Below are 20995 nucleotides of genomic sequence, written 5' to 3' on the forward strand. Positions count from 1 at the left end.
CTCCTTACTTCCACATGGTCCGCATGCGCGCGCCGACATCGATGCGGATCTGACGGGCGCTGCGCTCGGACGCGGCGGCGCTGACCAGCGGCCAGGAAGCCGTCTCGAAGAACTGCAGGAGGGTTGCCGGAATGAAGCGTGTGCGCGCCGCAAAGACGTGGCGATCGCCCTGCGCGTGCTGGCCGCTGGTGAAAAACCTTTGCGGCGTGATCAGCGTCAGGCTGTCCTTTGCCCGCGTCATGCCGACATAAAGCAGCCGGCGCTCCTCCTCGAGCTCATGCGTGGTGCCGACGCCGAGATCGGAGGGGATGCAGCCGTCGACGACATTGAGCATGAAGACAGAGCGCCATTCCTGGCCCTTGGCCGAATGGATGGTCGAAAGGATCAGATAGTCCTCGTCAAGCAGCGGCACGCCTGCCTGGTCGCTGGTCGCATCCGGCGGATCGAGCGTCAGTTCGGTGAGGAACCGTTCGCGGCTGGGATACCCCCCGGCGATCTGCTCCAGCTGCAGCAGGTCGGCCTTTCTTGTGTCGGCATCCTCGTGGATGCGGTCGAGATGCGGCTCGTACCATTCGCGCGCCTGGGCTATTTCACCCGGCCAGCCGCCGGCCTGTTTGCGCAGCCCCTCGATCAGGGTCACGAATGCCGTCCAGCTGTCGCCCGAACGCGGCGGGGCGGGGATTTCCACAAGTGCCGTCAGCGGTTCCGGGTCAGCGGCAATCGCGTCGAGGATCTTGCCGGCTGTCTGCGGGCCGACACCCGGGATCATGTGCAGCAGGCGAAAGCCGGCGACGCGGTCTCTCGGGTTCTGGGCAAACCTGAGCACGGCCAGCATGTCCTTCACATGGGCGCTGTCGAGGAATTTCAGCCCGCCGAATTTCACGAAGGGGATATTGCGCCGGGTCAATTCCACCTCGAGCGGCCCGCTGTGGCTCGATGTGCGAAACAGCACCGCCTGCTGCTTCAGCGTCATGCCGACCTCGCGGTTCTCCAGCACCTTCTCGACGATATAGCGCGCCTGGTCGGCCTCATCGGCGACTGCCAGCAGCTTGGGCCGCTCCGCCGACTGCCGCTCGGTCCAGAGGTTCTTGGTGAAGCGTTCGCGGGCAAGATCGATCACGCCGTTTGCGGCAGCGAGAATCGTCTGGGTGGAGCGATAGTTTCGATCGAGCGTGATGACATCGGCCGGCGGCGTGAACGTGCCTGGAAAATCCAGGATGTTGCGCACGGTCGCCGCCCGGAACGAATAGATCGACTGGGCATCGTCGCCGACAACCGTCAGACCCCTGCCGCCTGGTTTCAATGCCATCAGCACGGAAGACTGCAGGCGGTTGGTATCCTGGTATTCGTCGACCAGCACATGGTCGAAGCGGTTGCCGATATCCTCGGCAAGTTCCGGCACGCTGACGGTCTGCGCCCAATAGAGCAGCAGGTCGTCGTAATCGAGCACGTTCTGCGCCTGCTTTGCCTCGACGTAACAGGAAAACAGCTGCTTCAACTGCTCCTCCCAGCCAGAGACCCAAGGATAGTGCGCGCGCAACACCTCGCTGAGAGGCGTCTCGGAATTGACTGCCCGCGAATAGATCGACAGGCAGGTGCCTTTGGTCGGGAAACGGGTTTCGGTCTTGGAGAGGCCCAGCTCATGCCGGACGAGGTTCATCAGGTCGGCGCTGTCTTCCCGGTCATGGATGGTGAAATCGACATTGAGGCCGATCTGCTCGGCGTAGATGCGCAGCAGCCGCGCACCGATGCCGTGGAACGTTCCGGCCCAGGTGAGAGCGTCGGTGGCCACCGAGGCGTTCGCGCCGAGCACCTGGGCGCAGATGCGTTCGACCCGACGGGCCATTTCGGATGCCGCGCGGCGCGAAAACGTCATCAGCAGGATGCGGCGCGGATCGGCGCCATTGACGATGAGGTGGGCGACGCGATGGGCGAGCGTATTCGTCTTGCCCGACCCGGCGCCTGCGATGATCAGCAGCGGTCCCGCAATCGTTTCGCCCGGTGCGGTGACGCCAAATTCGACGGCATCACGCTGTCGGTCGTTCAATTTTTCCAGATAGGCCGCCGCCACGCCGAAGTCCCCGGTAAGTCTTTGCCGATTCTACCCCATGCGCCGAGTGCCGGCGCAAGTTGCGCGGCGCTCCGGGTAATGCGAGGCATCCCCGCGCGCGAAAAGAGCGATTCTTGGCGAGGAACGAATAAGGAACATATCAGCCGTGGGACATATTGCAAAGGCCCCGTTGGCAATAGCTAAAATGCACCCGCGGTTTCCGTTCGCGAAATCGTCGATCTGACGGCGCGGCAATCAATCCCATTGCTGGCGACTACCGGAGCTGCGTGTTAGCGGTTATGCCTTTCCGCGACTCTTCAGCCAACGAGCGCATTGCAACCGAGCCCATCCGCCCCGTGACATCAAACGATCTGCAAGCCGATAATCCGTCCTCCGATGCGCCGCCGTCTGACACGCCGACCGCGCGCATGCTGTCCTGGGCGCGCAACTCGGCGGTCTATCGGCTCGAGCGCCAGATGATGACCGAGAAGCAATTGTTCGACGCAATCACCCGGAAGGCGCGGCAGAAGTTCGAGGATATCAGTCCGGAACAGGTGAAGGCAGTGGCCGACTTTGCGGTCAAGTTCGCCTATGATCTGAACGCGCTGAATGACGCCGATTACGCGCAGCTCAGTACCCAGTCGGCGGTGCGCAGCGGTAAGTCGAAGCGGGCGATTGCCCTGAAGCTCTCGGTGAAAGGTATAGACCGGGAGACAGCAGCGATCGCACTTGAGGCGACGGATGATCTCTACGCAGCCGTGGTGTTTGCCCGCAAGCGCGCGTTCGGGCCTTTCCGGCGCGGCGAGCTCGATGACAAGCGCAAGGCCAAGGAGCTGTCCGCATTCGCCCGCAATGGCTTCGGCTTCGAGATCGGCAGAAAAGTGTTCGACATGAGCCTCGGCGAGGCGGAAAGCGTGCTGCGGAAGGACGCCGTCACATAGGGGCAAGGCCCGGTAAAATCATCTGTTCTGCCTGGTGTTTTCTCGCCTCACCGACTTTGGGCATCCCTCCTGCACGGCTGCATCGATACCCCGCACGCACGCGACCGAGTGAATTTTGCAACACTTCGGCGGCCGCGAACCACCGGCGAGGACCATCCACCAAAGAGATCGGATTTGACCACATTTCGGTCACGAATGGGACCAACAGCACACCTCTCTCCGCGCATGTCCCCAACCCCGGAATAAAACAGTGTCTTTTCAATTGTCCCGCCGATCGCTGCTTGCAGTGGTCGCAAGCTCCATTTTGAGCGCCTGTACCCAGGTCCCGAAGCCCGGTCTCGAGGTGAAAGCCGCCGACAAGGCCAACAAGAACGTCATCAACCCACCGGAGAAGGCTCCGATCGAGCCTGAGCGCAAGGACGAGCCGGCGCCGAAGCTGGACTACGCCACGATCTACGGTCCAGTTAAGGACGAAGGTTATGACGTTCCGGCGGTCGAGTTCGGTGCGATCAAACCGGAATTCCTGCGGCAGGAGGTTGCCTACGCGACCGGCGAGCCGGCCTATTCGATCGTCGTCGATACCCAGAAGATGTTCCTCTATTGGGTGCTGCCTGGTGGCAAGGCGATCCGCTACGGCGTCGGCCTCGGCGCGCAGGGCCGCGCCTGGAAGGGCAGGGCGGTCGTGCACTGGAAGCGCAAGTGGCCGCGCTGGACGGTGCCGGACGATATGGTCGCGCGTCAGCCGCACCTGAAGAAATACGGCATTGAGGCTGGCGGCATGGATCCGGGCCTCAGCAATCCGCTCGGCGCGCGGGCGATGTACATCTTCCAGGATGGCCAGGACACGCTCTACCGTATCCACGGATCGCCGCAGTGGCGCTCGATCGGCAAGAACGCTTCGGCCGGCTGCGTCCGCATGCTGCAGCAGGACGCGATCGATCTCTATAACCGCGTCCGCGGAAAAACGCCGCTGCTCGTGATCTGAGGCCAGATCTCGACCGTGGGAGCGCCGACCGCTCCCACATAGGGCCCGCCTTAATAGATCGGCGGCGGTGCGCCGGGAATGCCGCCTTCGCCGGGCAGGAGGTTGTTCTGCGGCTGCGGCTCCACCTGCTGCGCCGCCATGCCGCCGCCCGACAGGTCCGTCACCACGATCGGCGTGCCGTTCGGCACGCGATCGTAGAGATCGACCACGTCCTGGTTGATCATGCGCACACAGCCTGACGATACCGATTGGCCGATGGTCCACCATTCCGGGGAGCCGTGGATGCGGTAGAGCGTGTCTTCGCCGTTCTGAAAGATATACATGGCGCGGGCGCCGAGTGGGTTCTTCAGCCCAGGCTCCATGCCGCCTGCCTCGATGCTGTACTGCTGTAGTTCCGGTTGGCGGGCGACCATCTCGTTCGGCGGCTTCCAGCGCGGCCACGGCCGCTTGTACTGGATGACGCCGCGACCGGCCCAGGCAAAGCCGGCCCGGCCTAAGCCGACGCCGTAGCGCATCGCCTGGCCGTTCTCGTAGACGCGGTAGAGGAAATGGTTACCGACATCGACAACCAGTGTGCCGGGCTGCTCGCCCGTCGGATCGGGAACCATCTGCCTGTAATATCGCGGGTCGATCTTCTCGTAGGGGATCGCCGGCAGGGGATAGGTTTCTCCCGGCCGTTCGCCATACATCTCCGAAAGCACGGTGTTGGCGGCCGGAACGGGCTCCTGGATCGGGGCATATTGCTGCGAAACCCGCTCGCGCGTCGAGCCGCACCCCGCCAGTCCGAGCGCCGCCAGGCCGGCGGAAAGCTTGAGGAAGGATCGGCGACAGACGTCACGTTGGCGCATGGGGACCTCAATTACCTGTGTTCGATGACCACCGGGCGAATGACGCATTTGCTGCCGCTCATCTCCCGCCGCCACCGATCACAGGCCGGCATAGGGATCTGCCAGCGCCGCATCCGGTCGGCTAATGGGGTATTTAGTTGCCGATATCTTGGCGGCCAGCTTTTCCGCACCGTTTTTCTCAAGCAGCGCCCGGAAGCTCGGGTGCATGCCGCCGTCGACATAGGCATTGACAGGTGCAGTGGTCTGGTTGGCGACCAGGCCGGCGATCTTGGCGTCCTCGGTCTGCAGCCGTGCCATCAGCCCGGCATCGGGCGTCGTCGCGGCAGCAGGGCAGGCGGCAAGCGGGTCGGTCGGCTCGCCATCGGCAAACTCGGTGTTGAAGACGTAGCGACCGCCACAAACCGATACCTTTGGCTGGCGTTTCGTCGCTTCGAAGATATCGTAGCCCTGTTTGATGTTCTTCCAGAATGTGAAGTTCGGGTCGCTGCTGTGTTTGGCCATGTTCGTTGCCGTCATGCGGAACGGATAGGCTTGCACCTGGAATTGTCCCTGGCCGCCGGCAAGCGCGCGCTGGACGACGGCATAGATTTCGCCGACCCCCTCGTCCGTCAGCGCGTAGCAGCCGGATGACGAGCAGGCGCCGTGCACCATCAGTGCGTCGCCGGTGTAACCGAGCGCAGACTCGAGCCGGTTGGGATAGCCGAGATTGAACGACAGATAGAATTGCGACTTCGGGTTCAGCATGCGGGCGGACACATGGTAAAAGCCTTCGGGAGCCTGGCGGTCGCCCGACTTGGTCTTCGGTCCGAGCTTTCCCGACCAGCGGCACATCGGATAGGTCTTCAACAGTGCATACTGACCGGACTTGTTCTGTTTCCAGATCTCCAGTTCGCTTTCCTGCTTGAAGATGCGAACGAGCACCGGGCTTTCCGGCTTGGAGCCGTTCTTGGCCATGGCGCCGATCAGCTTTGCCGGGATCGGCGGCGGCGCACGAACGTCGTCAAAGGCCGACATGCAGCCGGAAAGGGCGATGGCGGCCATCACGGCGATGGCGGCGCGCCGGGCCTGCTTCGTCTTGCCCAAGAGTTCGCCGGTATTTTCTGGCGAAAGGGAAAGAAGATGTCTCGTTATGCGCCGCATGCGGGCTCCTTGAAATGGCGACCGGACCTTAAAACCTCTAGCGGCTTTAGCTGCAAGCGCTTGCCGCTGGCTTTCGTCTCGCGGCGGTTCAACAAAACTTGAACGCCTCCAGTGCACATCAGCCTTGGCATGTGATGGTAAATTTTGTCCAAACAGCGGCATCACGTGCGCGTGACTCGTCCGGCCGTTGTCGCCGCCCGCTTTTCAGGCCGCCTTGTTGAGTGACGACGCCATGGCGCGCAGGATCACCACGGACGAAGCTGCACCAGGATCGACATGGCCAAGCGAGCGTTCGCGAACCCGAGCGGCGCGTCCCTTGGTGGCGATCATCGAGCGCGTCGCGTTGGCGCCGGCTTCCGCCGAGGCGACGACGTCGCGCCAGAAGCCGTCGGCGCCCTTGTTTTCTGCAAGCGCTGCCGCGGCGGCGTCGGCTGCCGGCAGCCAGGCGTCGAGCATCGTCTTGTCGCCGCGCTGCCCCTTGCCGCGCTCGCGCATTCCCGAGCCCATGGCCTCGATGATGGCCGCGCAGGTTGCAAGGTCGAGTTCCGTCTTGCCGGCAACGGCCTGCCCAGCACGGCGAAAGGCCGTGGCATAGAGCGGCCCGGTCGAGGCGCCAACGGCATTGAGGAATGCACCGGCCGCCGTCGCCATGACGTCCGAGAGCTGTACCTGGTCGAGCTCGAGTTTTGCCAGTTCGGCTTTTACCGCCAGGAAGCCGAGCGACATGGTGGTGCCGTGATCAGCATCGCCGATAGCACCATCAAGCTCCGACAGATGATCCTTCTCGGCTTCCACGGCATCGGAGATCGCCTGAAACATGCTGACCAAGCGGCGCGCCGCATTTTCCGACATCATTGTCCTCCCAGAACGCCCGATACCCACACTTGACCATGGGTCCCTGACGGAACGCTAATTGATACGCAGGAAAGCCGTTTCGCAAGGGTGATGCAGCAGATCGGTCAGTTCCTGGTCGAGATGGAGGATCGAGATCGATGCGCCGACCATGTCGAGAGACGTGCAATAATGGCCGATCCAGTTCGCTTCAATCTCTATGTTCTTGGCGGCGAGGCGCTGCGCCACGCGCCGGTAGAGAATGTAGAGTTCCATCAGTGGCGTCGCACCGAACGAGTTGACAAGCACGGCGACGCGGTCGCCCGCCGTTGCCTTCATCTCCTTGAAGATGTTGTCCATGATCGCGTCAGTGATGTCGTCGGCGGGCTTGATGCGCTCGCGGGTCACGCCGGGCTCGCCGTGGATGCCCATGCCGATTTCCATGTCGTCGGGGCCGATCTCGAAATTGTGGCGGCGCGTCTGCGGCATCGAGCAGGGCTCGAGCGCAACACCGACCGTATAGGTGCGCAAGTTCGCCTTTCTGGTGACGGCCTCGCAGGCGTCGAGCGAAAGCCCCCGGTCGCAGGCAGCACCGGCGATCTTGAAGATGAAGAAGTTGCCGGCAACGCCGCGCCGACCCTCGCGATCCTCGATCGGCGAGGAGGCGATATCGTCGGTGGTCAGGACGGTGCGAACCTTGATGCCCTTTTCCTCGGCGATCTCGGCCGCCATCTCGAAGTTCATCACATCGCCGGCATAGTTGCCGTAGACGAAAAGCACGCCCTCGCCGCCGGATGCAGCAACGGCGCATTGAACGATCGGATCCGGCGGGGGCGAAGAGAAGATGTTGCCGACTGCGACTGCGTCGGCGAGACCCTTGCCGACATAGCCGAGGAAGCAGGGTTCGTGACCGGTGCCGCCGCCGATGACGAGGCCGACCTTGCCCGGGCGTGGCCCCGATTTGGCGAGAAGTGCGCGATGCGAACCGTTGATCGGTTCTATGTAGTCGCGATGCGCCCTGACAACGCCGTCGAGCATTTCCTCGACAACCTCGTTGGGGTTGTTGAGGAATTTCTTGACGTGGGTGCGGTAGGAGCTGGGCGTCTGTACCAGCTTCGGGCGCTGCGAAATCCGGGTGTCGAGGCCGGTGACGCCATCGGCCCGAAGGATGCCGTGACCGGTCGCCGCATCGGTGATCAGCACGTTGACATAGCCACCGCGCAGTGCTGCAAGCAGGGCCGGCACTTTGTCGAAACCGCCGGCAACGGCGATGCGCGTGCCGATCCGGCGCAGCATGTCGAGCGAAATGCCGACCGTCCTGTCGTCGAGCGGTCCCGCGACGGGGCGTCCGCGCTCGTCGATGAAGCGCCCGGCGACGACGCCGACGGCGCCAGCGGCAAGATAATCCTGCAAAGAGACGGTGTCGAAGAAGCCGCTGGTATGGATGGTCGAGTTGGGGCGCAGCGACGAGATGCCGAAGAGGATGCGGTTGGCCTGCGCCAGCGTGGCGAATTGTTCCTGCAGCAGCGGCTCGTCGAGCAGCATCTGCCGCATTTCTGGCGACTTGACGATCGCCGGCGCGGTTATGCCGACGCAGCGTGCGCCAATGGCGCGGGCGATCGAAGCGGCGCAGAGTTCCGGCGTATAGGAGAACGCCGCCGTGGTGCCGCCGGTTGCCTGCACCACGGTCGCATCCTGAAGCGCCTGCACGTCCGCATGCTCGCCGACCGACATCACCGTGCGGCCCCAGGAGACAGCGAGCGTGTCGCCTGATTTCATCAGCTTCTGCAGCGCCATTGCGCCGGCGACGCCGAGACTGTCTATCAGCGGACGCGCGTTGTCGTCGCTTGGAACGACGAGACAGTCGGCAAGCCCGAAATGGCGCTTGAGTTCCTGGGCGATCGTCAGCGACGCTAGCCGGGCCGGCTCAAGCGAGATGTTGACGATGCCTTTTTCCCGGGCGTCGGCGAGGTAGCTGTTGACGGTCGCGCGCGAGACACCCATTGCATCGGCGATCTCACCCTGGGTCATGCCATCTTCGTAGTAGAGCCAGCAGGCCCAGACATAGGGATCGTCACCATAGCGCAAGGGGATGGCGTCCGACGTATCGGCAGCGCCGCTCCTGCTCGCACCGCCCTTGCGTGGTGAGGATGTCTTCGATGTCATCTGGTTGCGTTCGTTCCCTGTTTTGGTTGGTGAACATGGAAGCAACGTCGTGCTTTTGCAACCTTACTGCGCTGTTCCCTAGGTCGGGTGTGAGGGAAGCGCCGTGTTTATACAGTAGATTTGGAATGTCGCGCATTCAGCCATGCGTACCGACCGGCAGCGGCAGCTGATATGATTGTCGTCGCGGTGTGCGATCCCGCTCATTTTAGCGGGATCGCACCGGCCCTGGGAGGCGAAGTATTCTGGCGAAGGCACGGTTCCGTGCCGCCGCCTTCGTCAGGAATTACGCCAGGCGCGCGCGGGCGCCCTGCGAAAGCTCCTTCAGGATAATCGCGCAGGAGGTGGCGCCTGCGTCGAGCACGCCGAGCGAGCGCTCGCCGAGCCGGCTGGCGCGGCCGATCTTGGCGACCAGATCGCGGGTCGAATCGCGGCCTGCCTCGGCTGCGACAACCAGCGCGTCGAGCGCTTCGTCGAACGATTTTCCGTTCGCCGTCGCGCCGTCAAAGGCCTCCACCGCCGGAACGAGCGTGTCGATCAGCGTCTTGTCGCCGACCTTGGCCGAGCCGATCGACTGGATGCCCTCGAGGCCGGCATGCAGCATGTTGCTGTAGGTCGCCGCATCGATGGCGGGAACGCCGTCGAGCTTCTCGGCGAACTCGGTGAACATCACCCCATAGAGTGGGCCCATGGATCCGCCGATCTCGGTCATCAGTACGGTGCCGAGCGTATCCAGCGCCTCGGACAAGGTGCTCTCCCTGTCCTTCAGCCGGTCGGCGGCCATGCCGAAGCCCTTGGCCATGTTGACGCCATGGTCGCCGTCGCCGATTTTGCCGTCGATTTCGCTTAAGTAGGCGCGGTTCTCGATGATGCGCTCTGCGAGCGACAGCACGATCGCGCCGGAATTGGCGTTGCTAAACGTCTGCATGATGCGCCTCTTTCGTCACAGGATGGTGGTGCAGCGAACCTCGACGTCGAGGAGCGCCTTGAGTTCGTCGTCGAGCGCCAGCACGGTCAGCGTCGCGCCGACCATTTCCAGCGAGGTGAAGTAGTTGCCGATATAGGTCCGGTAAATGCTGAGACCGCGACCGGTGATTTCCTTCTCGATCGTGTCGTTCAGGATGTAGAGTTCGTTGAGCGGCGTGGCGCCGAGACCGGAGACCAGCACGGCGACCTCGGTACCCGAAGCCAGGTTGTGGTCGTCGAGCACGATCTGGCACATGTCCTTGGCGACCTCGTCGGCGGTCTTCAGCGCTTCGACCCGCACGCCCGGTTCGCCGTGGTGGCCGATGCCGACTTCCATGGTGCCGGGCTCGATCTGGAAGTTCGGATGGCCGACGGCTGGAAGCGTGCAGGGCCCAAGGCCGACGCCGATCGAACGGCAATTGTCGATCGCCTTCTGCGCGGTCGCACGCACCTCTTCGAGGCTTGCGCCTTCGGCCGCCTTTGCGCCGCCGATCTTCCACATGAAGATCTCGCCGGCCACGCCGCGGCGCTTCTCGCGCTCTTCCGGCGGTGCCGAGCAGACGTCGTCATTGGCAACGACGGTCAGGACGTCGATGCCGTCCTTGGCGGCGAGCTTCATGGCCATCTTCACGTTCATGTTGTCGCCGGCGTAGTTGCCATAGAGGCAGACGACGCCCTTGCCGCCATTGGCTTCGCGGATCGCATCGTGGAAGCTCTTGGCGGTCGGCGACGAGAAAAGCTCGCCGACGGCAACGGCGTCCAGCATGTTGCGACCGGTGTAGCCGATGAAGGCCGGCTCGTGGCCGGAGCCGCCGCCGGTGACGACGCCGACCTTGCCGGCAACCGGTACGCCCCTGGCGACGACCACGCGCGGGTTGTCAGCCAGACGCACGATGTCGGAGTGCGCCTTGACGAAGCCCTTGACGGTGTCCTCGACCACCTCGTCGGGATTGTTGATGAACCTTTGCATGGTAGCTCCTGTAGATGGGGTCGTGCTTCGTCAGAGAATGGTGTAGCCGCCGTCGATCAAGAGATCGGCGCCGTTGATCATGTCGGCTCCCGCCGACGACAGGAACACGGCGGCAGCCGCGATCTCTTCCGGATAGGCGAAACGGCCGACCGGGATGCGTTTCTTGGCAGCCTCGCCCTTTTCGCCGCTCCAGGCCTTCTTTCCGAGTTCTGTCAGAACGATGGTCGGGGAGATGGTGTTGACGGTGATGCCGTGTTTGCCCCATTCGGCCGCAAAGGTCTTCGACATGCCGATGACGCCGAACTTCGAGGCGCAATAGGCAACATGGTCTTCGATCGCGACCGTGCCGGCCTGCGAGGCGAGGTTGATGATCTTGCCGCCCTTGCCGGCAGCGATCATCGCCCGGCCGACGGCCTGGGTGACGAGGAAGCTGCCCTTCAGGTTGATGGCGATGGTCTTGTCCCAATAGTCGAGCGACAGCTCCTCGGCGGGCGCGAGGAACACGACGCCGGCGCTGTTGACGGCGATATCGATGCCGCCGAAGGCAGCGACGACGCCCGACACAGCCGCATTGACCGAGGCTGCGTTCGAAACGTCGCAGACGAACGGTTTCGCGTCACCGCCGAGCGCCTCAGCCTTTGCGCGTGCGACATCCTCGTTGATATCGAGCACGGCCACTTTCGCGCCCTTGGCCGCAAAAGCGCTGGCCACGGCCGCGCCGATGCCGGAGGCGCCGCCGGTGACGAGCGCAACCTTGCCGGTCAGCGGGAAATTGAGGTCGATCTGCGGTGTGGTCTCGGTCATGTCGTGTTCCCTCGGCGTTTTGAAAGCGGGGCGGGCAGGCCGCCCCACTTGAGTTGGCGTTACTTGCGGGCTTCGAGCAGCTTGTCGACGTTTTCGGTCGTGACCGGCGTCCACGGAACGTTGTATTCCTTGTCCTTGCCGTCGTTGAACGGCATGTCGGGATACTGCGCCCAGATGTCCGACTGCGGCTTGTAGTCGCCCTTCTTCGCCTGGAAGATCGCGAGGTCGAGCGCGCCCTGTGCCTGGGCACGGGCATCCTGCAGAATCGAGGTCATCGTGCCTTCCTTGACGGCCGTCAGAGCATCGGTCACGCCGTCGATGCCGGCAATGGCGAAGTCATCGACCTTGAGGCCGGCCGACTTGATCGCTTCGATCGCGCCGAGCGCCATCTCGTCGTTCTGGCCGATGACGCCGTTGATCTGGCCCGAATGCGCCGTCAGCCAGTTTTCCATCAGGGTCTGGGCTTCGGCACGCGACCAGTTGGCGGTCTGCTGTTCGAGGACCTTGACATCCGGGCACTCGGCGAGCGCCTTCTTGTTGCCCTCGAGGCGCGAGATCTGCGCCGACTGGCCGATCGGGCCTTCGATGATGACGACATTGCCCTTGCAGCCGATCTTGTCGAGTACGGTCTTGGCTTCCATGTAGCCGGACACCGTATCGTCGGAGCCGACATAGGCAGTCAGCAAGTCGGAGTTGACGCGGGTGTTGGAGCCGACGACCGGAATGCCGGCGTCATGGGCGGCCTGCACGGCGGTCGCGCCAGCCTCGATGTCGATGGGCACGAAGATGATTGCGTTGAACTTCTGCGTGATCATCGTGTTGAACTGTTCCTGCTGGACCAGAGCGTCGTAGCGGCCGTCGAACACGGTCAACTCGACTTCGCCGCTCTTGACGGCGGGATGCTCTTCAAGGGCCGCCGACCAGATCTGCATGAATTCGGCATTGAGGCCGTAGGGCGCCGCACCGATCTTGAGCTTTTCCTGCGCGACGGCCGACGACGCGAAGAGGGCCGTGGCGGAAGCCAGGGCGATCACGAGTTTCTTCATGCTACTCCTCCTTATTGTGGTTTCCGCGACCTTCATGGCGCACGGATTGCTTCATGGCCGCCGCTCGGCGGCCAATATCTCAAGGGTCAGAGACCCTGATTGCGTTTCTGGTCGAGCATCACGGCGCCGACGATCAGCGCGCCTTTGAGGACCTGCTGGTAGTAGGATTGGATGCCCATCAGATCGAGGCCGTTGTTCATCACGCCGATGATCAAGGCGCCGATCAGCGTTCCCGTAACCCGGCCGACGCCGCCCGAGAGGCTGGTGCCGCCGATGACGACCGCAGCGATCGCGTCGAGTTCATAGGCGATGCCGGCCTGCGGCAGGGCGGAACCGGTTCTCGCCGAGAGCATCATGCCTGCAAGGCCCGAAAGACCGCCGGAGATGACGTAGACGAGGAAGCGGATGCGGGTGACGTTGATGCCCGAGGTCTTGGCCGCATGCGGGTTGCCGCCGACGGCGTAGATGTAGCGGCCGAAGCGCGTGCGGGTGAGGATCCACCAGGAAGCGAGGAAGACGATCCCAAGCAGGATGACGGGCATCGGAATGCCGAGGATGTTGCCGGTGCCGATCCAGCGGAATTCCGGCGTCAGTGCCGGCACCGGCTTGCCGCCGCCATAAATCAGCGTCATGCCGCGGGCGGCAGACAGCATGCCGAGCGTGGCGACGAAGGCAGGGACCGAGAAGCGCGAAACGATGAAGCCGACGATGATGCCGCAGGCGACGCCGACGAGAATGCCGATCGCCAGCGCCACGAAAAAGGGGTATGGCGCGCCGGCGACGCCTGCTGTCGCCGAGGTGGTCGCGAAGCTGGCGCTGACCATGCCTGCGAGCGCCACCACCGAACCGACGGAAAGGTCGATGCCGCGCGTCAGGATGACGAAGGTCATGCCGATCGCGAGCACGCCGTTGATCGACGTCTGCAAAAGCACGTTGGAGATGTTGCCCGGTGTCAGGAAGTACTCGTTGGAGAACGAGAGGATGACCGCCAGCAGCAGGAAGGCGAGAAAGATGCCGTATTCCTGGACCAACGTGCCGCGGTTTTCGGCGCTGAACCAGCTTCTGGAGGAATTGTTTTCGATGTTGGACACGGTTCTCAGGCCCCTTTGATGTCGGACAAGCGCTTTTGGCGTCGATCTCGCGGGTGGTTCAGGTCGATAGATGGACGAGCGACTGGGCGTCCGTCGCCCGGCGGTCGTGGATGCCTGCGGATTTTCCCTGGCGCATGACGAGGATGCGATCGGACATGCCGAGCACCTCGTCGATTTCAGAGGAAATCATGACGACGGTTCCGCCGGCTGCAGTGAAATCGCAGATGATGCGGTAGATCTCGCGCTTGGCGCCGACGTCGACGCCGCGGGTCGGCTCGTCGAGCAGAAGCAACCTCGGCTGGCGCAGGAACCATTTGCCGAGCACGACCTTCTGCTGGTTTCCGCCCGATAGGCCCGAAACCGGCATCGTGTCACGCGCGGCCTTGATGCCGAAGCGGGCGATCATTTCGGCGCTGGCTGCAGCCTCGTCCCGACCCTTCATGACGAAGCGCGGGCTCATTTCGGGAAGGCTTGCCAGGCAGATATTGCCGCGAACGCTGTCGGCAAGATTGAGGCCGCTCACCTTCCTGTCCTCGGTGACGAGGGCGATGCCGTTCGCCATTGCATCGGCCGGCTTGGCCACCGTGATCTGCTGGCCTTCGAGCCGGATGCTACCTTGCGACGGGCGGTCGAGGCCGAACAGGCAGTTGAAGATCTCCGTGCGGCCCGAGCCCATCAGCCCGTAGATGCCGAAGATCTCGCCCTTGCGCACCGAAAACGAGATGTCCTCGATCTTGCCCGGCAGCGTCAGGCCCGAGACCTCCAGGCCGATCTCGTCGGTCGGGTCGTTGGTCTTGATGTATTCTTCCCCGAGTTCGCGTCCGACGATCATCTTGATCAGGCCAGGGCGATCGATGTCGGCGATGAGGCCGCTGCCGACATATCCGCCGTCGCGAAAGACGGTGTAGCTGTCGGCGATCTGGAAGATCTCCGAAAGCCGGTGCGAGACGTAGACGACGCCCTTGCCCTCGGCCTTGAGGCGGGCTACGGCAGCAAACAGGTGCTGTGCTTCCTTCTCGCCGATCGCCGATGTCGGCTCGTCCATGAAGATGACCTCGGCTTCATGGCTGAAGGCCTTGGCGATTTCGACCAGCTGCATCTGCGCGACCGAAAGGGTCATCATCGTCTGGGTGGCGCGGATGCCGAATTCCAGCCGATCCAGCAGTTGCTGGGCGTCCCGGTTCATTTTCTTGAAGTCGATGCCGCCGAAGCGGCCGGAGGGTTCGCGGCCGAGATAGATGTTTTCAGCCACCGTCATGTGCGGGACGGGGCTCAGTTCCTGTTCGATGATGGCGATGCCGGAGGCGAGCGCTTCGGCGGGGTTGCCGTAGTGCACTTCCTTGCCGCGCCGCCAGATCGTGCCGCCCTCGCGCTGTTGGATGCCCATCAGGATCGAAAGAAACGTCGATTTTCCAGCGCCGTTGCCACCGCAAAGCGCGTGAACGGAGCCGGCCTGAAGCTCCAGGCGGCCGTCGCGCAACGCGACGACTCCCCCGAATGACTTCTTCAATCCTTCAACCTTCAAGAGCGGTTGCATGGTGTCCTCCCACGCTGCGATGGCGATTATCTTGCCGTCGATTTCGACAAAAATCACACGATGATCGACATATGTCAATAACGCTATTTTACTTTTGATGATTTTGATCGTCTTTTGTCAAATTGTGGCACTGCCGGGAGCCAATTGACATGAGTCAATGCAATGCCCTCGTCCATCGCGTCTGCACTGGCGATCCGTTGACGCCGCGGTGACGCTTCGCCGCGCCCGGCCTATTCCCGGTTGAGTTCGGGTGACCGCGGGCTATTGTCGTGGTGTGTAATTGAAGGTGAGAAGCTGAAATGGAAAAAGCCCGGAAGAACTGGCTCGCGATCGGTCTGGTCGTTCTAGCGCTCGCGGGCGGCTACTACGCCTGGCAGAACCTCGATCGCAATGCGCTACCCGCCGGGATCTCCAGCGGCAACGGACGCATCGAGGCGGTCGAGATTGATATCTCGACGAAAACGCCGGGCAGAATCAAAGAGATCCTGGTGGACGAGGGTGACTTCGTCACTGCCGGCCAGGTGCTCGCCCAGATGGATACGGTCCAACTGGAAGCCCATAAGCGGCAGGCCGAAGCGCAGGAGAGGCGCGCTATCATCGGCGTCGAGGCGGCAAAGAACCTCGTGACCCAGCGCGAGGCGGAAAAGGCAGCTGCCGATGCCGTTCTGGCGCAACGGCGGGCACAACTGGACGCTGCCGAGCGACGGCTTGCCCGTTCCGAACAACTGGTCAAGACGAGCACGGTTTCGCAGCAGGTACTGGACGACGACCGGGCCACCGCCGAAGGCGCAAGAGCAGCCGCCAGCGCCGCTGAAGCGTCCCTTGCCGCCTCGAATGCCGCGATCAATTCTGCGAAATCCCAGGTCGTCGATGCCGAAGCCTCGGTCGAGGCAGCCAGAGCGTCGGTCGAAAGCATCGTCGCCGATATCAATGACAGCACCCTTGTCTCGCCGCGCGACGGCCGCATCCAATATCGCGTCGTCCAGCCCGGCGAAGTGCTGGCGGCCGGCGGCCGGGTGCTCAATCTCGTCGATCTCGGCGATGTCTACATGACGTTCTTCCTGCCGACCGATCAGGCAGGGCTGTTGTCGATCGGCAGCGAGGTCCGCCTCGTGCTGGACGCAGCACCTCAATACATCATCCCCGCCAAGGTCTCCTATGTCGCCGATGTCGCGCAGTTCACGCCGAAGACGGTCGAGACGGCCGAAGAGCGGCAGAAGCTGACGTTCCGCATCAAGGCGCAGATTCCGAAGGAGCTGCTGAAGAAGTACATCCGCATGGTGAAGACGGGACTTCCGGGCGTGGCCTATGTCAAGGTCGATCCGAATGCGGAGTGGCCCGCGAACCAGACCGGCACATTGGTGCAATGATGGCAGATCCCGACCGGACCGGCTTGCCACCGGGGGATCCCGTGGTTCGCCTGAACGCCGTGACGCTTTCCTACGGAAAGACCAGGGCCCTTGACGACGTGACGCTCGACATCCCCTCCGGCTGTATGGCCGGCCTGATCGGGCCGGACGGGGTGGGGAAATCCAGCCTGCTGTCTCTCGTTGCCGGCGCGCGCGCCATGCAGCGAGGACGTGTCGAGGTGCTCGGCGGCGACATTGCCGATCCCGGCCACCGCCGCCGGACCTGCCCGCGCATCGCCTATATGCCGCAGGGCCTCGGCAAGAACCTTTATCCGACGCTCTCGGTTTTCGAGAATGTCGACTTTTTCGGCCGCCTGTTCGGCCATGATCGCGAGGAGCGCGAACGGCGGATCGCCAGCCTGCTCCAAAGCACCGGCCTTGCCCCTTTCACAGAACGCCCTGCGGGCAAGCTTTCCGGCGGCATGAAGCAGAAGCTCGGGCTCTGCTGCGCGCTGATCCACGATCCCGATCTCCTGATCCTCGACGAGCCGACAACCGGCGTCGATCCATTGTCGCGCCGGCAGTTCTGGGAGCTGATCGACGAGATCCGTACTGAGCGGCCAGGCATGACCGTCATCGTCGCCACCGCCTACATGGAAGAGGCTGCCCGCTTCGATTGGCTGGTGGCCATGGATGCCGGCCGGGGGCTGGCGACCGGCACGCCCGACGAACTGCTGCAAAAGACTGGCGTCGACACGCTTGATGCCGCCTTCATCGCGCTTCTTCCCGAAGATCTCAGGCGCGAACACCATGACGTCGTCATTCCGCCGCGCCCGGAAGGGGTGGGCGACGACATCGCTATCGAGGCCAACAATCTCACCATGCGCTTCGACGATTTCGTCGCGGTCGACAATGTCAGTTTCCGCATCGGCCGGGGCGAGATCTTCGGCTTCCTCGGCTCCAACGGTTGCGGCAAGACAACGACGATGAAGATGCTGACGGGCCTGCTTGCCGCCAGCGAAGGCACGGCCAAACTCTTTGGGCGCGAGGTCGATCCGCGCGACATGGAAGTGCGCCACCGCGTTGGCTACATGTCGCAGGCGTTCTCGCTCTATACCGAGCTCACGGTCCTGCAGAACCTCGAACTGCACGCCAAGCTCTTCGGCATGGCGACTGACACCATTCCTGGTCGTATCGAAGAGCTGGCAAAGCGCTTTGACCTCTCCGGCGTGATGGAGGCCCTGCCGGACGCCTTGCCGCTCGGGGTGCGCCAGCGGCTGTCGCTGGCGGTTGCCCTGATCCACTCACCCGATATCCTCATACTGGACGAGCCGACATCGGGCGTCGATCCCGTGGCGCGGGACAGTTTCTGGCAGATCCTCGTCGACCTCTCGCGCAACGAGCAGGTGACGATCTTCATCTCCACCCATTTCATGAACGAGGCGATGCGCTGCGATCGCATGTCGCTGATGCATGCCGGCAAGGTGCTGGTCAGCGATACGCCCTTGGGCATCATGAGGAGCCGTTCCGCATCGACGCTGGAGGAAGCCTTTATCGCCTATCTGGAAGAGGCGATCGCCGGCGCGAAGCAGGCAGCGACTGCCGTGGTCAGGGCGCACGCTCCGTCGACGCCGGCAATCGCGCCTGATGTCGAAAGGAAGCCGTCGTCCACGTCGGGGTTTTTCGATGTCGGGCGCATGTTCAGCTACACCCGGCGCGAGGCGCTGGAACTGGTTCGCGATCCCATCCGCGCGACGCTTGCGACCATCGGCACGGTCATCCTGATGTTCGTCATCGGCTACGGCATTAACATGGACGTCGAGGACCTCACCTTCGCGGTGCTCGACCACGACCAGACCACCACCAGCCGCGAATACATTCTCGAGATCGCCGGCTCTCGCTATTTCATCGAGAAGGAACCAATCACCGATTATGCCGATCTCGACCGGCGCATGCGCAACGGCGAACTGAGCCTCGCGATCGAGATCCCGCCGGGTTTTGCCAGGCGCGCGGCGCGTGGCGACACGGTCGAAATTGCCGCCTGGATCGATGGCGCGATGGCCAGCCGCGCCGAAACGGTCAAGGGCTATGTGCAGGGATTGCACGCCCACTGGCTGACCGGCAAGATCCGCGAACGCTATGGCGATGCGGCAACCGCCGGCACCTTCAAGATCGAGACGCGCTTCCGCTACAATCCTGACGTCAAGAGTATCGTCGCCATGGTGCCCGCCGTCATCCCGCTGTTGCTCATGTTGATCCCGGCGATGTTGTCGGCGCTCAGCGTCGTGCGCGAGAAGGAGCTGGGCTCGATCGTCAACCTTTACGTTTCGCCGGTGACGCGGCTGGAGTTCCTGGTCGGCAAGCAGATCCCCTATATCGCTTTGGCGATGCTCAATTTCGCGCTTTTGACGGCGTTTGCGATCTTCGTCTTCCGGGTGCCTTTTACCGGCAGTCTGCTCACCTGGACGGTCGCCGGACTGATCTATGTCTCGGCGGCAACGGCAATGGGGCTTGTCATCTCCACCTTCATGTCGAGCCAGATCGCCGCGATCTTCGGCACGGCGATCCTGACGCTCATACCGGCCATCCAGTATTCCGGCATGATCGACCCGGTCTCCTCGCTCGAAGGGGCGGGGGCTTTCATCGGCCAGATCTACCCGACGACGCATTTCATGACGATCGCCCGCGGCACCTTCTCCAAGGCGCTCGGTTTCGGCGATCTCGCCGGCGCCTTCGTGCCGATGCTGATCGCCGTGCCGGTGCTGCTGGCGATCGGCACCCTGTCCCTCAAGAAGCAGGCGAGGTGACGATGCGCGTGTCCCACATCTATCAACTCGGCATCAAGGAACTCTGGGGGCTCTGGCGCGATCCGATCCTGTTGATCCTGATCGCCTATTCCTTCACGCTGTCTGTTTACACCGGCTCGACGGCGATGCCGGAAACCCTCAATCGCGCCGCCGTCGCCATCGTCGACGAGGACCGCTCGCCGGTGTCGACGCGCATCTCCACCGCGTTCTATCCGCCCTATTTTGTGCCGCCGCAGATGATCACGCCGGCGGAAATGGACCGGCGCATGGACCAGGGGCTCGACACGTTTGCGCTCGATATCCCGCCGAATTTCCAGGCCGATCTCCTAGCCGGTCGCTCGCCGACGATCCAGCTCAATGTCGATGCGACGCGCATGAGCCAGGCCTTCTCCGGCAATGGCTACATCCAGCAGATCGTCACCGGAGAGGTCGCCGGCTTCCTCGATCGTCACCGAAGCGAGCAGAAACTTCCGGTCGATCTGGTCCTGCGCGCGCGCTTCAATGCCGAACTCAACAAAGGCTGGTTCGGCGCGGTCATGAACGTCATCACCAACATCACCATCCTGTCGATCGTTCTGACAGGAGCCGCCCTCATCCGCGAGCGTGAACATGGGACTGTCGAACATCTGCTGGTGATGCCGGTAACCCCATTCGAAATCATGGTCAGCAAGGTCTGGTCGATGGGGCTGGTGGTGTTGCTGGCTTCGGCGGTGTCATTGGTCTTCATCGTCAAGGGGGTGCTTGCCGTTCCCGTGCAGGGGTCCTTCGCGCTGTTCCTGCTGGCAACTGCCTTGCAACTGTTCGCCACCACGTCGATGGGCATCCTGCTTGCGACGATCGCCGGCTCGATGCCGCAGTTCGGGCTGCTCTTGATGCTGGTGCTTCTGCCACTTCAGGCGCTCTCCGGCGGCATGACGCCGCGCGAGAGCATGCCGGAGATCATCCAGACCATTATGCTGGCGGCACCGAACACCCATTTCGTCATTCTGGCGCAGGCGGTTCTGTTCCGCGATGCCGGGCTGGACGTGGTCTGGCCGCAGCTCCTTGCCTTGCTGGTGATCGGCACCATTCTCTTTGCCTTCGCCATGCGCCGCTTCCGGGCGTTCCTGAAATAGCCCAAACGCCACGGCGGCGACCGTCGTGGTGCGTTGCGCGATGCCTGATTGGGCGGAGGGACGGCCGTGACGGCACCGGGACTGCTCGTCACTTTCAACGCCGGCCCTTCGACGGTGAAGGTCGGCCTGTTCGAAATCCGCGACGGCAAGCCAAGCCTGCGTCGGCAGGGGCATGGTCGATTTCCGCAGCAAGCCACTTGTGTTTCACCTGACTGTAACGGCCGGAATGCGGCAGTCGTCAGCACGGAGCAAAGTCGGATCAAGGCCTATGTCATTCCGACGGACGAGGAACAGATTATCGCTAGAGAGGCGCTCACCTTTCTTTCCAGCAATTGATCCAGCGCATGGCCGG

Annotated in this window: 17 protein-coding genes; 6 read left to right on the forward strand and 11 right to left on the reverse strand. The window is 63.1% G+C overall.

The window, feature by feature from the left end; genetic code table 11:
• Positions 1-4: 4 nt before the first annotated feature.
• On the reverse strand, positions 5-2071 hold the full coding sequence (locus BLJAPNOD_RS29505; RefSeq protein WP_115422413.1) for an ATP-dependent helicase: 2067 nt from the start codon (positions 2069-2071) through the stop codon (positions 5-7).
• A 335-nt stretch (positions 2072-2406) separates the two neighbouring features.
• On the opposite strand from BLJAPNOD_RS29505, the gene recX reads away from it, so the two are divergent.
• The gene (gene recX, locus BLJAPNOD_RS29510; RefSeq protein WP_256372355.1) at positions 2407-2991 is read left to right on the forward strand and encodes a recombination regulator RecX; all 585 of its coding nucleotides are present in this window, start codon (positions 2407-2409) and stop codon (positions 2989-2991) included.
• A 250-nt stretch (positions 2992-3241) separates the two neighbouring features.
• The gene (locus BLJAPNOD_RS29515) at positions 3242-3976 is read left to right on the forward strand and encodes a L,D-transpeptidase (protein WP_244611146.1); all 735 of its coding nucleotides are present in this window, start codon (positions 3242-3244) and stop codon (positions 3974-3976) included.
• A 50-nt stretch (positions 3977-4026) separates the two neighbouring features.
• Here the strand turns inward: BLJAPNOD_RS29515 and BLJAPNOD_RS29520 are convergent, their stop codons facing one another.
• The 10 genes from BLJAPNOD_RS29520 to BLJAPNOD_RS29565 form a co-directional block, all read right to left on the reverse strand.
• Complete coding sequence (locus BLJAPNOD_RS29520) at positions 4027-4824, reverse strand: L,D-transpeptidase (protein ID WP_077501176.1); 798 nt, start codon at positions 4822-4824, stop codon at positions 4027-4029.
• 78 nt (positions 4825-4902) lie between these two features.
• Complete coding sequence (locus tag BLJAPNOD_RS29525; protein WP_115422727.1) at positions 4903-5865, reverse strand: murein L,D-transpeptidase family protein; 963 nt, start codon at positions 5863-5865, stop codon at positions 4903-4905.
• Positions 5866-6168: 303 nt separating this feature from the next.
• Positions 6169-6816 (reverse strand): dihydroxyacetone kinase subunit DhaL, encoded by a 648-nt coding sequence (gene dhaL / locus BLJAPNOD_RS29530; RefSeq protein ID WP_077501177.1) that lies wholly within the window; start codon positions 6814-6816, stop codon positions 6169-6171.
• 57 nt (positions 6817-6873) lie between these two features.
• Positions 6874-8961, reverse strand: a complete 2088-nt coding sequence (locus tag BLJAPNOD_RS29535) for a bifunctional sugar-binding transcriptional regulator/dihydroxyacetone kinase subunit DhaK (RefSeq protein WP_077501178.1) — start codon at positions 8959-8961, stop codon at positions 6874-6876.
• 283 nt (positions 8962-9244) lie between these two features.
• Positions 9245-9886: a dihydroxyacetone kinase subunit DhaL gene (gene dhaL / locus BLJAPNOD_RS29540; protein WP_077501180.1), complete on the reverse strand. Its 642-nt coding sequence runs from the start codon at positions 9884-9886 to the stop codon at positions 9245-9247.
• A 15-nt stretch (positions 9887-9901) separates the two neighbouring features.
• Positions 9902-10894, reverse strand: a complete 993-nt coding sequence (locus tag BLJAPNOD_RS29545) for a dihydroxyacetone kinase subunit DhaK (protein ID WP_077501182.1) — start codon at positions 10892-10894, stop codon at positions 9902-9904.
• Positions 10895-10924: 30 nt separating this feature from the next.
• Positions 10925-11698: an SDR family oxidoreductase gene (locus BLJAPNOD_RS29550; RefSeq protein WP_115422414.1), complete on the reverse strand. Its 774-nt coding sequence runs from the start codon at positions 11696-11698 to the stop codon at positions 10925-10927.
• Positions 11699-11757: 59 nt separating this feature from the next.
• On the reverse strand, positions 11758-12744 hold the full coding sequence (locus tag BLJAPNOD_RS29555) for a substrate-binding domain-containing protein (protein ID WP_025429352.1): 987 nt from the start codon (positions 12742-12744) through the stop codon (positions 11758-11760).
• Between the two features lie 86 nt (positions 12745-12830).
• Entirely contained in the window at positions 12831-13835 is a 1005-nt protein-coding gene (locus BLJAPNOD_RS29560; protein ID WP_077501185.1) for a sugar ABC transporter permease, read from the reverse strand.
• A gap of 58 nt (positions 13836-13893) precedes the next feature.
• Positions 13894-15372, reverse strand: a complete 1479-nt coding sequence (locus BLJAPNOD_RS29565) for a sugar ABC transporter ATP-binding protein (protein WP_115422728.1) — start codon at positions 15370-15372, stop codon at positions 13894-13896.
• Between the two features lie 299 nt (positions 15373-15671).
• On the opposite strand from BLJAPNOD_RS29565, the gene BLJAPNOD_RS29570 reads away from it, so the two are divergent.
• The 4 genes from BLJAPNOD_RS29570 (at position 15672) to BLJAPNOD_RS29585 (ending at position 20979) form a co-directional block, all read left to right on the forward strand.
• Complete coding sequence (locus tag BLJAPNOD_RS29570) at positions 15672-16742, forward strand: HlyD family efflux transporter periplasmic adaptor subunit (RefSeq protein ID WP_115422415.1); 1071 nt, start codon at positions 15672-15674, stop codon at positions 16740-16742.
• Positions 16742-19528 (forward strand): ribosome-associated ATPase/putative transporter RbbA, encoded by a 2787-nt coding sequence (rbbA, locus tag BLJAPNOD_RS29575; RefSeq protein WP_115422729.1) that lies wholly within the window; start codon positions 16742-16744, stop codon positions 19526-19528. The genes BLJAPNOD_RS29570 and rbbA overlap by 1 nt, the downstream gene beginning before the upstream one ends.
• 2 nt (positions 19529-19530) lie before the next feature.
• Positions 19531-20643, forward strand: coding sequence for an ABC transporter permease (locus BLJAPNOD_RS29580; protein ID WP_077501189.1), 1113 nt, complete (start codon positions 19531-19533; stop codon positions 20641-20643).
• A gap of 66 nt (positions 20644-20709) precedes the next feature.
• The gene (locus BLJAPNOD_RS29585; protein WP_115422416.1) at positions 20710-20979 is read left to right on the forward strand and encodes a hypothetical protein; all 270 of its coding nucleotides are present in this window, start codon (positions 20710-20712) and stop codon (positions 20977-20979) included.
• Positions 20980-20995: the final 16 nt, after the last annotated feature.

Origin of the sequence: Ensifer sp. M14, assembly GCF_003355565.1 — a bacterium.
Lineage (GTDB): Bacteria > Pseudomonadota > Alphaproteobacteria > Rhizobiales > Rhizobiaceae > Ensifer.

Excerpts from the sequence above, each read along its gene's own strand:
- BLJAPNOD_RS29520 (WP_077501176.1), bottom strand. The coding sequence starts at position 4,824 with ATGCGCCAACGTGACGTCTGTCGCCGATCCTTCCTCAAGCTTTCCGCC.
- BLJAPNOD_RS29525 (WP_115422727.1), bottom strand. The coding sequence starts at position 5,865 with ATGGCCGCCATCGCCCTTTCCGGCTGCATGTCGGCCTTTGACGACGTT.
- dhaL (WP_077501177.1), bottom strand. The coding sequence starts at position 6,816 with ATGTCGGAAAATGCGGCGCGCCGCTTGGTCAGCATGTTTCAGGCGATC.
- BLJAPNOD_RS29535 (WP_077501178.1), bottom strand. The coding sequence starts at position 8,961 with ATGACATCGAAGACATCCTCACCACGCAAGGGCGGTGCGAGCAGGAGC.
- dhaL (WP_077501180.1), bottom strand. The coding sequence starts at position 9,886 with ATGCAGACGTTTAGCAACGCCAATTCCGGCGCGATCGTGCTGTCGCTC.
- BLJAPNOD_RS29545 (WP_077501182.1), bottom strand. The coding sequence starts at position 10,894 with ATGCAAAGGTTCATCAACAATCCCGACGAGGTGGTCGAGGACACCGTC.
- BLJAPNOD_RS29550 (WP_115422414.1), bottom strand. The coding sequence starts at position 11,698 with ATGACCGAGACCACACCGCAGATCGACCTCAATTTCCCGCTGACCGGC.
- BLJAPNOD_RS29555 (WP_025429352.1), bottom strand. The coding sequence starts at position 12,744 with ATGAAGAAACTCGTGATCGCCCTGGCTTCCGCCACGGCCCTCTTCGCG.
- BLJAPNOD_RS29565 (WP_115422728.1), bottom strand. The coding sequence starts at position 15,372 with ATGCAACCGCTCTTGAAGGTTGAAGGATTGAAGAAGTCATTCGGGGGA.
- BLJAPNOD_RS29570 (WP_115422415.1), top strand. The coding sequence starts at position 15,672 with ATGGAAAAAGCCCGGAAGAACTGGCTCGCGATCGGTCTGGTCGTTCTA.
- rbbA (WP_115422729.1), top strand. The coding sequence starts at position 16,742 with ATGGCAGATCCCGACCGGACCGGCTTGCCACCGGGGGATCCCGTGGTT.
- BLJAPNOD_RS29580 (WP_077501189.1), top strand. The coding sequence starts at position 19,531 with ATGCGCGTGTCCCACATCTATCAACTCGGCATCAAGGAACTCTGGGGG.